This window comes from Lysinibacillus sp. NPDC056185, from assembly GCF_047737915.1.
In the GTDB taxonomy this organism is placed as follows: Bacteria; Bacillota; Bacilli; order Bacillales_A; family Planococcaceae; genus Lysinibacillus.
The window spans coordinates 1-12,276 of record NZ_JBLLLQ010000027.1 but is presented as its reverse complement, the minus strand read 5'-3'; the positions used below and the strand labels follow the sequence as shown (position 1 = coordinate 12,276).

20 protein-coding genes and 1 pseudogene are annotated in these 12,276 nt (G+C 29.8%); all 21 read right to left on the bottom strand.

The window, feature by feature from the left end; genetic code table 11:
- Positions 1–6: 6 nt before the first annotated feature.
- The 21 genes and pseudogenes from ACMZ42_RS20985 to ACMZ42_RS20885 all read right to left on the bottom strand — a co-directional run bounded on the left by ACMZ42_RS20985 (position 7) and on the right by ACMZ42_RS20885 (position 12,131).
- On the bottom strand, positions 7–372 hold the full coding sequence (locus ACMZ42_RS20985) for a hypothetical protein (protein ID WP_415732669.1): 366 nt from the start codon (positions 370–372) through the stop codon (positions 7–9).
- Positions 373–739: 367 nt separating this feature from the next.
- Positions 740–1,009, bottom strand: a complete 270-nt coding sequence (locus tag ACMZ42_RS20980; protein WP_415732668.1) for a pentapeptide repeat-containing protein — start codon at positions 1,007–1,009, stop codon at positions 740–742.
- Between the two features lie 59 nt (positions 1,010–1,068).
- Positions 1,069–1,350, bottom strand: coding sequence for a pentapeptide repeat-containing protein (locus tag ACMZ42_RS20975; protein ID WP_370079700.1), 282 nt, complete (start codon positions 1,348–1,350; stop codon positions 1,069–1,071).
- A 181-nt stretch (positions 1,351–1,531) separates the two neighbouring features.
- Entirely contained in the window at positions 1,532–2,038 is a 507-nt protein-coding gene (locus ACMZ42_RS20970; protein WP_415732667.1) for a hypothetical protein, read from the bottom strand.
- A gap of 322 nt (positions 2,039–2,360) precedes the next feature.
- Complete coding sequence (locus ACMZ42_RS20965) at positions 2,361–2,867, bottom strand: hypothetical protein (RefSeq protein ID WP_370080719.1); 507 nt, start codon at positions 2,865–2,867, stop codon at positions 2,361–2,363.
- Positions 2,868–3,102: 235 nt separating this feature from the next.
- Positions 3,103–3,714: a pentapeptide repeat-containing protein gene (locus tag ACMZ42_RS20960; RefSeq protein ID WP_370080717.1), complete on the bottom strand. Its 612-nt coding sequence runs from the start codon at positions 3,712–3,714 to the stop codon at positions 3,103–3,105.
- 124 nt (positions 3,715–3,838) lie between these two features.
- Positions 3,839–4,252 (bottom strand): hypothetical protein, encoded by a 414-nt coding sequence (locus tag ACMZ42_RS20955; protein ID WP_415732666.1) that lies wholly within the window; start codon positions 4,250–4,252, stop codon positions 3,839–3,841.
- 109 nt (positions 4,253–4,361) lie between these two features.
- The gene (locus tag ACMZ42_RS20950; protein ID WP_370080715.1) at positions 4,362–4,850 is read right to left on the bottom strand and encodes a hypothetical protein; all 489 of its coding nucleotides are present in this window, start codon (positions 4,848–4,850) and stop codon (positions 4,362–4,364) included.
- Positions 4,851–5,218: 368 nt separating this feature from the next.
- A complete protein-coding gene (locus ACMZ42_RS20945) occupies positions 5,219–5,770 on the bottom strand; it encodes a hypothetical protein (protein WP_415732665.1) in 552 nt (183 codons plus the stop codon).
- A gap of 196 nt (positions 5,771–5,966) precedes the next feature.
- Positions 5,967–6,206 carry a hypothetical protein gene (locus ACMZ42_RS20940; RefSeq protein WP_415732664.1) on the bottom strand — a complete coding sequence of 80 codons (240 nt, stop codon included), beginning with the start codon at positions 6,204–6,206 and terminating at the stop codon, positions 5,967–5,969.
- A 50-nt stretch (positions 6,207–6,256) separates the two neighbouring features.
- On the bottom strand, positions 6,257–6,658 hold the full coding sequence (locus ACMZ42_RS20935) for a hypothetical protein (protein WP_415732663.1): 402 nt from the start codon (positions 6,656–6,658) through the stop codon (positions 6,257–6,259).
- A 170-nt stretch (positions 6,659–6,828) separates the two neighbouring features.
- A complete protein-coding gene (locus tag ACMZ42_RS20930; protein WP_415732662.1) occupies positions 6,829–7,332 on the bottom strand; it encodes a hypothetical protein in 504 nt (167 codons plus the stop codon).
- A 181-nt stretch (positions 7,333–7,513) separates the two neighbouring features.
- Complete coding sequence (locus ACMZ42_RS20925; RefSeq protein WP_415732661.1) at positions 7,514–7,726, bottom strand: hypothetical protein; 213 nt, start codon at positions 7,724–7,726, stop codon at positions 7,514–7,516.
- Between the two features lie 236 nt (positions 7,727–7,962).
- Positions 7,963–8,325 (bottom strand): hypothetical protein, encoded by a 363-nt coding sequence (locus tag ACMZ42_RS20920; protein ID WP_415732660.1) that lies wholly within the window; start codon positions 8,323–8,325, stop codon positions 7,963–7,965.
- Positions 8,326–8,377: 52 nt separating this feature from the next.
- Positions 8,378–8,757: pseudogene (locus tag ACMZ42_RS20915) on the bottom strand (hypothetical protein).
- 212 nt (positions 8,758–8,969) lie between these two features.
- On the bottom strand, positions 8,970–9,443 hold the full coding sequence (locus ACMZ42_RS20910) for a hypothetical protein (protein WP_415732659.1): 474 nt from the start codon (positions 9,441–9,443) through the stop codon (positions 8,970–8,972).
- A 26-nt stretch (positions 9,444–9,469) separates the two neighbouring features.
- The gene (locus ACMZ42_RS20905; protein ID WP_415732658.1) at positions 9,470–9,727 is read right to left on the bottom strand and encodes a hypothetical protein; all 258 of its coding nucleotides are present in this window, start codon (positions 9,725–9,727) and stop codon (positions 9,470–9,472) included.
- A gap of 74 nt (positions 9,728–9,801) precedes the next feature.
- The gene (locus tag ACMZ42_RS20900) at positions 9,802–9,948 is read right to left on the bottom strand and encodes a hypothetical protein (protein ID WP_415732657.1); all 147 of its coding nucleotides are present in this window, start codon (positions 9,946–9,948) and stop codon (positions 9,802–9,804) included.
- Positions 9,949–10,548: 600 nt separating this feature from the next.
- The gene (locus tag ACMZ42_RS20895) at positions 10,549–10,953 is read right to left on the bottom strand and encodes a hypothetical protein (RefSeq protein ID WP_415732656.1); all 405 of its coding nucleotides are present in this window, start codon (positions 10,951–10,953) and stop codon (positions 10,549–10,551) included.
- 352 nt (positions 10,954–11,305) lie between these two features.
- A complete protein-coding gene (locus tag ACMZ42_RS20890; RefSeq protein ID WP_415732655.1) occupies positions 11,306–11,998 on the bottom strand; it encodes an Imm3 family immunity protein in 693 nt (230 codons plus the stop codon).
- Entirely contained in the window at positions 11,988–12,131 is a 144-nt protein-coding gene (locus ACMZ42_RS20885) for a deaminase domain-containing protein (protein WP_369814362.1), read from the bottom strand. Before ACMZ42_RS20885 ends, ACMZ42_RS20890 begins: the two co-directional genes overlap by 11 nt.
- Positions 12,132–12,276 lie beyond the last annotated feature (145 nt).

The window sequence follows — 12,276 nt, the reverse complement described above, 5'->3', positions numbered from 1 at the left end:
TATTAACTAACTATTCATATTATTTAAATATTTATTCGCTAAATCAAGGGCAACTCCTAATTTAATTTGATTCTGCTTACTTAGACCTTGTAAATATTGAGTAATAGATTTAGATTCAATAATTGGTTCAATTTCTGCGTTATATCGATCTAATTCAATCTCCAAGATAATGTTATTATTAATTAATAACTTATAAATATCCTCACCTTGCTCAGGTATCCAATCAATAATATAAACTACTTTCATTTCTGGATATAAACTTATTATCACTTCAAGTAATCTTTTATTCTCTTCACCCTCGAAAAGTGATTTATTAGATTTTACAAGTATCTTTCTTATATCGTGTTCAGTCTTACTACCAATTAGTTTCACGTTTCCACTCCTTTTATTAACATTTTATCACCCTAGGTGTCTGTCACTAATTTACCTCGACTATCAATAAGATATATGTACTTCTACTCAACTTTACAGATAAAATTAGAAGAAAACAGCTCCTTTCTTTACCATAAATGTGACGAATCCGCCTAGTCCCCTTATCTTTTGACGTGCTAAACAATGTGTTTTAGTATCGGCTTATTATCTCAGCGTTTCCTCTGCTTGTACTCGTCATGTTTCTTTTTCTCTACTTTGATTTCTTTGTATGCAAAAAGGCTTATTCCTAACTCATAATTCAAGTTTGAATAGCCTTTGAAAGTTTATCTGTCAGTTTTTTAAGTGTTTTGAGTGTATTACCAAAATTTTATTCATTGTTTAAACTGTTATTTTGTAACCATTTCTTTGCTTCTTCACCTGTAAGAATTATTGGTTTTTCTTGGGTTCCAATATTGATACTTTTTATAAAAGCCTCTTCTATTCCACGAATTCCAGTTAATATAGCTCCGTTTAGCAATACACTTTCAAATGTCGCTAATCGTATATCAGCATTTAATAAAACTGCATTACGAAAATCCACCTCGTCAAAAAAAGCAGCTACTAAATTAGCGTCTGATAAATCTGCTTTAACAAACACTGTTTCAATACATTCACTATCAGCAAGTCTAGCAGCTTTAATATTGGCATTTGTGAAGTCTACATACGAGACGTTAGATTACCAAAATCCGCTCCTTCTAAATTTGTAGATATAAAAGTTGATGAATATAGTAAAGATAACGAGATATCCTTGTTATTTAAATCCATGCCATCAAAGGTACAACCTGTTATATACGCTTGGTCTAGTGGATACTGGGACAAATCCACATTTCGCAAATCAATCTCATCTATACCCAGTTTTTCTCCTTGTTCCCCAATAGTTTCAATCCAAAGACGATGCGACTCTAATTGAACGATAATTTCTCTGAAATCAGTTATCATACTTAACCTCCCTTATGGATACTAAATGGTCCTATTGATACTCCAGCTTTTTCTATTGTCTCTATTTGATGATTTTTCTCATAAACAAAAACCCAATTGTTTGATTTTTTAACAAACAATTGAGACCAAATTAACTAATCAGGTTTTCTACAAACAAATAAAACCTTTTTATTTCGCTATATTATATTTCTATTATTGTTTCGGAAACCTTTGTTCCATATGCAAGATTTTCCACCCAAAACATTCGTTGTTCTGCCCCACCGATATTTATACCAAAATAAAAGGATGGGTCTATAAATAATTCTTGGCCATTATTTAAGTTTAATTGAATACTATCACAAATAATTTGTTCCCTATTGCTTACTTCCAAACCATAAATGATAATACTTTTAACAGTATTTTTAGTAGACATAGAATCTGTCAATACTATTTGATTTACTGAGGTTTTACAAGGTTGCATGTCCTCATCAATTTCAAATTTGTATCGTATTGAATCAACTATATTAACACTAAGTTTTGAATATTGATCCATGGATTCAAGTTCTAAAAATTGTTCCCCAATTTCAAAATAATAAAAACGCATATCTGGATAGAAGTTTGCAATACCATCTTCAATATCGACAAAACCAACTAAGTAAATATCTTGAATCGAACTATTCTTAAAGATATCTGTAAGTTTTTCCAACATAATAACTCTCCTTTTATTAAGGACAAATTGAATACCAATATCCATACCCTTACTCGTTTCTCATAGAGTAACAAATTCACCATTCTGTTTGGTCACAACTGTCATAGCATTGCCCCCATATATAACATCAATTCCAATATCCTTTAAAAATTCATCGGATATCCGAAGACAATTCTGTGTATCCTCAGTTCCATTAAAATAGTGTTTCAAATTATTATTCATTGTTATCGCCACGAGCCAAAGATTTTCACTAGTTATTATGATTCCTTTTGTAAAAAACTATTTCTCACCCTGCAAGATCAAAATAAGAGCATTTAACAATTCATTTTTCTATTTCTAGTATCAAACTTTCCAAATTTAAAATATCTTTATGAAATTCATTATTTAATACTCTTATTTCCTCGATATATAACTTAGATTTATTCACTACTACTGTTTTGAGGTTCTCATAACTAACTTGTTTATCTTTCCAAAACTGATGAATTAAATTAGGCATTTCTTTCGTCTCTATTGCCCCACTTCCTTCAGGTTTATCAGCAAAAACTTTACTTATTTTCACTATATTTTTTTCTTTTATTAGTTCAATCCAAATCTTAGGCTTTTCAATATCACTTATTAAAACATAGCTTTTAGTTTTCAAAATTAATAACGATTTTAAAAAATAATACAACCACCAATAAATAGAAACTGAAAATTCATCAATATCTTCGGGGATAAAAATACCATAGGTTTCATTATCAATTTCAAATTGAAAATATCCATCTGCCCCATTGAGCTCCATTTCCTCTACGCTATCATTTTTAAATATTTTGAAACTCATGTTGAACATCATTTTCCACCTTATTTAGTCATTTTTCTAATATCCTCAATTGTAAATTTGTATCTTCTATATACACCTACCAAATTGATCATCTTTTGTGTATTTCTTGTTCATATATATCCATTTTTCACTCTAATCACACTTAAATATGAAAGTTCTTTTTTGTACAAACCTGTAAGAAATTCAGAGTCAAGCGCTCATCTTCACTTAGTCAAACAAAGTTATATACCCTTCACTGCTAAGACTATCTATTTAAACTTTTATTTTGTATCCACTCTCTAGCTTTTTCCCCCAGTAAAATTATTGGATTTTCTTGAGTACCGATATTGATGCTTTTAATAAAAGCTTCCTCTAAACCTTTAATACCTACTAATGTTGTCCCTTTTAGCAAAGTCTCTTCAAATGAAGATGAACTAATGTCTACATTTTTTAAATTTGCATTTTGAAAATCTGTAAGATCTAAGGAACAAGAAATTAGCTTTGAATTCTCTAGATTGGTGTTTAAAAAAATTGCTTCAGAACAATCTGTTTTAGCAAATCTTGCATTTTGGGCATTTGCATTTGTAAAATCTGCGTAAGATACATCTGCTTTATAAAAATCAGCATTTACTATATTTGTATTTTTAAATGTTGATGAACATAACAATGATGAGGACATATCACTACTACTTAGATTCATGCCGTCAAATTTGCACGCAGTCAAATATGCTTGATTTAAAGGATATCCTGTTAAATCAAAGTCTTGAAAGTCTATTTCATCGACACCTAGCTTTTTACCTTGTTCACCTATTGTTTCAATCCAAACTCTATGTAATTTTAAACGTTCTATTATCTCTACGTGGTTAAATATCTTCAACTGTTAGCACCGCCTTTGACTACATTGTCTGAAGCTCCTGTATCTTTTTACTTTCTTAAATTATTCCATGTTCTGGAGTTAGATATCTTATATCACATATTACATTAGCTAATTCAAAAATTATTTACCTGTGTTGATATTTATTATAATCAACAGTTTTAGCTATTTTGACAGCTACTTCTAATTGTTTTATCTTTACGTTCTCAACTATTTCATTTGCTTCTTCATCCCAATCAGGTCCAGATATTTTTAAATATTCCGCGAAGTCCAATAATATCTTTTCATTATATAGTCTTATTTCAATTAGCCTTTGATATGTCTTAAACATAATTTCAATAGGCAAAATGAAATCTTGTTTATCTTTTTTTATAATTTGTTCTAAAAGTTTACTATCTGTAGTGTTAATTAATTCACTGTTAAAATTTTCAATCGCAGAATTAAATTTTAACTCTGTCTCTCTAGTCTCTCTTTTATTTAAATTTGTCCAATCATAATTTAATAAGTTAATAATTTCCTCAGTACTCTGTAATAATCCCATGAAACCTCACCTCTATTTTAAACGGTAATAATTAATATAAATGAACCATTATTTAACTTCATACAATTATAGCCGATTTTTTTCGCCGTTACTTTAAATACAAATACAATTACAATTGCTCATACATAGTAATAGAAAGCCCTAATTCACCCATAATTTCATTCCCTATTTCAATAATAATATTTTTATTTGGAAACAATTCTTTAACCCTTTTACCCCAAAAATATATTAATACCTTAGAAAATTCATCAATTATTTTATCATTCTCCATAGACTGATTATAACTACCGATAAAGAAATCACCCAAACTTCTACTATTTACCCATTGTTCGATTTTAATTTTATCGCCATTAAACTGTTCTTCGAGTCTTCTAATTCTCTCAAATGCATTTTCTCCTTCTGCATCTAACAAATCTGAAATGAAAATATACCCATTTATTTCAATTATATCAGGACAGAGTGTATACGCTATTGCTAAAAAATCATCAATACCACAGCAATTTGCTGAATGATTAAATAGACTTACTCCCTTTTGCTCCTCGAATTCCTCAAATATTTGATTATCAACAATACCTTTATTTAATTTATAACTTGCCATTTAGTCACCCTCCAAACTCTTTTTTAATAAAATCGGTCGCAGCCCCATCCAACTTATATTCCTAAAAAAACTCTTTTCCTGCAGGATTTTAAATACTTAACTCGTTGCCTACTTAAATCATTAGCTTTCCATCTCCATCATAATCGAATACAAGCAGGTGTTTGAATAGTATCCTTTCTACCTAAAAATTTTTTTCACTTCATGCGCCAACAGTCATTCATCCATAAATATATTTGGATTGATTTTTTCTCATCATTTTTCTAAATACAAAATGCTTATTCCACCTCATCGTATAAGTTGAAATAAGCATTTAAAATTATAATTTATTCAAGCATCTATTTTTGATGAATCACTTATTCAAATAATAACTAACATATTTCTAATACATCTGTAAATAAAGCCTCCCCTAAAGTAAATCTCCTATTAAACGGCTTAATATCTGGTAATTCACGCCACTCATAAACAGTGTCATAGAAATCATAAAGATAACTCAATTCGATATAACCTCTATTCTCCATAATTCTTCTGATTTGATTCGCTCCTTGTATTACTTCTAATGATTCAGCCATCCCTACTATCTCATAACTCCCGTCTATTAAGTTATGCCTAAGTTTATAGCTAAAATCTAATATATAAACTGGAGTTAATTTTGAAACCAGAATGTTTATTTTTTGCTCTAGTAAAAAACCCTCCTTCCCTTGTAAATCTTTCATCTCAATTATTGTTTCTGAAGAAGGACCAATCAAATTCCTTATATGTATTTTCTTTATAGCATGAATCCCACTAAATTCCATAGGTATTTGTATCTCTTCTGTACATTTTCCCTTGTACCATTCATCAAGTTCTCGTTTTAAAAAAATACGCTCCAACAGATTTCCAATCTCTGGATATTCTTCAACAAATCTTTTTCCATGCTCCATATATCTAACCATCCAATCTTCTCTTACAGAAATTTCACAAGTAATTTACAAACTTAAGTATTTCATTAAAATCGAAATCACTACATCTTTTCATAATTTCTCCGCATTGAAAAAAATACAATATTCTATCTGTTCCTTATTTACCATTGTAAAAGCTAAAACCACTTTATTACCGTATTTCTCTATAATTTATCTCTTATATCATAAAAGTTATATAAAAAAATTCATAGTCTTCTTGAGACACTAATATATCTCTATTCTTTAGCAGTTCAAAGAAATCAACTGTCAAATAATCTGTTTCCTTTGAAGTTGATAAATTAGTGTCTTTCAAATCATAAAGAACAGCAGTATGTTTCTCTTTAATTCTTTCACCATCATATTTCAAAAAAATTTTACTGTTAGTTTCCTTTAGATATTCTTGAAATTTCTGAAACATCTTTCAGTTCTCCTTTTTCTAATTTATTTACTAAATCCCACTTTTGTTCATCAGATAAAGGACTTTTTTGCAATCTCTCTCATGAAAGATGGTACAGCATGCCAATTTTCCAGATCATCCTCATCCAACATCGACCAATAATAAATAGTATTCTTATGAATACTATTATCTTGAAGAAGATGATATCTGATCAAGATAACCGAATTCTCCTCAGCCTTTCCTTCTACCATAGCATCATTGAATGATGAAATAATAATAATCATTAAAGCGAATTTTTCGTCTTTGTTTAATTCGATATTTTCATAGGCGTATAAGAATTCGGTTATCCTTGAAGAATCCGACACCTCATACTCCCAATCTTGTGAAAATTCATCAGGAGCAGGTAATTTCACTTTCTTTACAAGACCATCAATAGCACTCTTAGTAACATACTTCGGGTATACATTCTCCATGGTTATTTCTCCTTTGTATTATTTTCCCATTCCTGAAGGATAAGCATTGCTTTATGTAAAAGTAGACCTAATTCCACAATCCTATTTCACTTTCACTCTAGATTTTTCTTCACCAACCAACTAATATGCTTGAAAGGTATTTTGCCAATCAAGGTTATTAAAGGATAACTTCAATCATTAGTGATTATATAGCATACATTAAACAATATTTTTTTATTTTTTAAATCTTGAATAAAATTACTTAGTGATATAGTGCCTTGAATAATTTCATAATCACTACCCTGATATCTAGCTAAAAACATTAAGTTATTAGTTGGAGATTGTTCAATTAAAAATTCTAATATTGCTTCAAACTCTTCTATATATTCCTTATGAATAATTAATGGAGTTAAGTTATAAATAATATCCTCATCGTCAATCCAAAAAGGTATAGGTAATTTTTCTGACTCTATTTCAAAATCAGAGGTACAAAGTAAAAATGCATTTTTTATCCCATCATCTTCTTTAACTAATGAGTACCAAATCCCTTTTGTTTGACTCATAAATTTCCATGTACAATCCAACCTCAAAGCCATTTTATCATCCACTTCATTTATTACTTCTATAAAAGAGAGAAATGGAATTGGTAATGGTTTATTTTGATTAACCACTAATATATTTACTTCAAATGACATAGCTATCACCTTTTTTACCGTAGAAAATCTTTTATATTCCAATTAGTATCAAACGAAGTCTTTCCATCTGTAGATTGTACCATCTGAACTTAGATGAATATCAGGATCACCGTATACATCTTTCACTACATCTACAGTTGCATCAAGTGCTCCTTTGGATGTTTGAGCTTTTATTAAAGATTTATTGAATCCCTCCCATAACCATTTTTTCTTTAGTAGACATATCTTTATTTATTTTTAGGGGTTCCATTTTGTCTAACGACTTATAGTCTTTGGCAGCTTCTTTTACTGTGGTTTTTACTACCTTTACAGCTCGGTTAAGCTTGTTTTGGCTTCTGTTTACCCACAGTGCTCCCTTATGGCAGTTTTTTTGCCAGAGTATCCCCGCCTTCAAAGTTGACTGTTCCCATTGGAATCTTTATGTAGCCAGCTTTTTTGTTATGCCACTTCTGTTATTTCAAGGGAGAGCTTAATAGTATGCTGAATACTATACTTACAAATGAATTAAAGTAAAATTAAAAGGATTAAGTGTGGCGCAATACCGAACTCAATCCTTACAAGTTGCTTAACTATATAAAATATTTAAATTTTTTTAGGGATTTTGATTTTCAATAAATCCAACAAATTTATTTATTTCCACCATTTACGTGTAATTTGTTTTAAATGAAATTCAATATATTCAATTACTTTTTTATAATCATTAGACGTGAATTCTTGAATAGGATTTTCCCAATCCATATTTTTCATAATTAAAACTAGGAATTGACCATCAGATGAAATATCAGGAGTCCAACCTAAATCCAAAGTTATAGACGCTTTTTCATGATGAAGTTGTAGCAAATTTTCAGTAAACATAAACCAACAATCATCATCTTGTTTCAAATTTCGAGGATCTATCTCAAAAAAATTATTATAATTCACTTTCCATCCATCGGTTATCCTTAGAGGATGAATATTTGTTTCGGGAACATTTAACTTAGCATATTTTCTCATCATAACCTCTGAAAACTCAATTACTTTACTTAATTCAGTTTAATATTTTCTTTCATTCCACCTCTTCGCACCTATTATAAAAAACCATTTCCTTTATAGCAAATTCTAACCAAGCCCAGAGATCTTCAAATTCATGTTTTTGTTCAAAGCCTTCAGTAGCAAAATCATGAATTAATGAATTTTAGTTCCCTTTCCTATTTCAAAACAAGCAATATCATCAGTAACATCCTGTCTAGCAAAAGGTATTAATTTCCTATCAGGATATCTCTCTTTCAAATCAAAATACCTTCTTGTCGCTTGCCCAGACTCCATTAAATACCATACATCAAAATCAACCAAATTTAATTCCAAAATCTTATCATAAGATTTTGGATATTCAAAAATATCTGAAGTTATAAAGTAAGTTGCCAATTTATATTCACTTCTTTCCATTTCATTTACTCTAACTCATATCATCCCATTGGATTATTATTCCTAAAACTAGCTTTTGTTTTTGAACGAGTAATTCTAGAGCTTCTCCCAAGACGTTACTGGGGAATTAGGGGGGGAATTTCCACCTATACATCTACGATTCTTAAATTATCATCAGGTAGATGTTAACATCTTATATAACATGGTTTTATTCGTTAATAATAATCAAATGCCTAGTTTGGCAATTTTTCTTTAATGTAAGAATGTTCAAGAAAACTCAGCAAACTCTTGGTTAAATATTTTACCTGGTATTGATCTAAATCACTATTGACAATTAACTGACCATTCTCTTTTCTAAGTAATTGATCCGAACCGTTTTCTAAAAACAATAGATTTCCGCCAACTTGTCTCATAAGATTCCCAATAACTTCAAAAAAAACTTCTATACCTTGATAAAAAGTGTTACCAAATAATTGAACTCTAATGCATACATTTACATCTAAATCGTAATGCCTTCTAATAAAAGCTATGTCAGATATATCTTCAATTTCTAGAGATAATGAAAAATACTTAATACCCATAACTATTTCTTCTTCACTATTATGAACAGTTACCTCTTCGTTCACAGACCGGACTATTATACTTTGAATAATTTCCGCTAGGGGTTTACATCTTAAATTAGAGCTTAAAAACAATTCGAACTCCATTTATTTCTCCTCTCCCTGTATCTTTATCAAAGGAAAAATATTATCATAACATTATTTAAGCTACACCCTATTTCTATTTGGTTCAGAAATACATTTCCCGTCCCTATAGGTGTGAGTATTTCCTGGAGACTTTTAATTTGATGAAATTCAATATCATCTCCACTATTCTTATCAAAGAAATGAGATGACTTTACTTCTGGTGAACTAATCTTAAGTTCTTCAAACACTAGTTTATTTAACTCTTCTTTTCGGAAGTCTTCTAGAATAATTTCAAGATTTTCCAAACTATCTACTCCTTTTTTATTTGTCAATCAAGCCCTTAAATGTTCCGTCTCGATTAAGTCTTACTCCACGACCATCAGGCAATGCGTAGTGCTGAAAGTAACTGTTCAAGGTCTACCCATCCTTGACTATCCAACTCAAATTCATATACCCAAGGTGCATAACGTAACGCGTAAGAAAACTCTTTGCTAAGTTTTGAGAAATCCATATTATACCCCGTCACTTAAGACGCCTTCCTTGATGTCTAAAATGCATAACTTGTGTGCGACAAATTCATTTAACCCATAGCTATCCAAATATAGTGCAAAATGATTTAAATCATTTTTTGCCCACTCTGAACTTATCTCCTGTAACTCACTAACCCAATTGGATTCTTCAATTTTTACGAGTTTATCGTAAGTGTACTAATATATTTAGTGAACTTTTCAGAAAAATGTCGATGGGCTACGGTTCTAATAAATTTAATGCCTCCGTTGAAATCTTCGTCGTCTAGCCCTCTAAACTGTGCTCCTATTAAATGTCCATCCGTCAGAAATATAGTAAGGTTCAGGTTCTTGGATATTTCTCTTAGTCGCCACTTGCCTTGAAGTCTGTTCAGATTCAGTCGCTCGCCATACTGTCCTACCGTTCTGCACAGATTGTAAAAGCACACGTTGCTCAAGAAAAAAAAGAAATCACAGTTTCAACTATTACGTTAAAAGCTATGATTTCCTTAATTTTTAGGATGCAATTCAAAAAGGCTATCAAGTACTTGTTAGTGAGATAAATAAATTTTTCATAAAACAACTTCAATTGTAATATTTCGGCAATTACTATTGTTTAATTACGGCTTTAAACTAAGAATATATTCAATTCTTGATTTAGCACCAAAGCTCGATTCAATAACCTTATAATCTTCAGTTCCCATTAATTGTATACATTTATTTATATCTTGCAATAACTTTTCTATATCTTCTTTATTAGCATCACCTTTAAATTCATTACTATTGATATATAAACCTAAATTTCCATATACAAAATCTGGTATTTCTTTAAGTTTAAAACACTCAATTGCAACACAAATATAATATGCAGTTTTTGTAAAAGCATTATAATTTAGCTCTCTCCAATCTTCTTCAAATACTTTTGCTGCAGATTGTGATGCTGTAAATCCATCATCTTCTATATATTCTTCAAAACTATATACAACAGAATCCTTGATACTTTCATAATGAACATTATTATTCATAGCACATTCCACCTTAAATCTTAACCCTTATTGAGTTACTGTATTATTTGTAAAGATATTTAACTTTATATTAAGATGTTTTTTCTGAATTCTAATATAACATTTGTGCAACTTTGACAAGTATTTAACTCTGTGAAAAGACTAACCTCACCTAATATCCCTAATAGTAATGTTGCTTTTCGTTGCCTCATCAAGAACGCTATGTACTTCCACAGGAATCATGATTCTAAAAATAAGAAATGCCCATTTAACCACTGTTATGTATGGTTTATGAGCTCAAGATAATAAGAAATTATTTGTCTAATTAGAAAATAGTTTTCTTATTGTCCTTTGGAGATAAACAACTATAATTTCATTTTAAATTAGATAAAACACTTACAATTCGATCAGCTAACTTTTCTTGTTCATCTTCAGTCAATTGCTCATCAGATACATCTTTGATACTGAACGATTGCAACACATGTTTAACATCTTCAATACCATCCACTCCAGTTAATCCTTGGGTGTACAAATTTTCAGTAAGCGTTGTATAGATAATGAATTTTTCACTTTTTGTATTTTCACAATCTCGACCAAATCGTTGCAACACAGTAGTAACTATTGAATAAATATTTTCATTTTCTATCAAAAAATTATTAATAAATTTTTGAACTTCTTTTATTAACTCGTCGTAATACCAACAAACTCTTGGATAATAATCTAACGGCTTTTTTTTCAGCTCTTGTAAAACGTAGTCTTTTCGATTAATTAAATCGATATATTGTACTGAAGTTAAACTATTTTCTTGCTTAATTACTTTAAAATCCAATTCAACTAGTGACTGTTCCATATAATTCTTAAAAGTATATGGAATTTTCTCATGAGAAAGTGATATTTCTGAAATTACTGTGCAAAACAGCGCTTTATCTGTTTCACTTTTTTTAGACAACATGTCATACTCATTAAATGTTCTTGCTATTGCTTCACCTCTACTCATTTTTTCTTCTATTAACCCATTATAATCTTCATGAATATATTCTTCGTATTCTTCATAACTATAAACCATTTAAAAACCTCCTTGAATATTTTGGTGAAATAGAATTATCACTATTATGAATTACCTCAATTTTAATATTCGGATATTTTTTATTAAATTGTTGGACTACTTGATCACAACTATCACATACAACTTCTAAAATAACATCTCTTGATGGCCTGACTTCATGAGTCAGTTATTAATTCAAATTCTTAGAAGTTTAATTGTCTCCAGTCGGTCTCACATTTTTTTTCGTAAGTTATAAAATCTTCAGTCGAAAATCTTTTTTCAAGTATCCTACTAGCCTC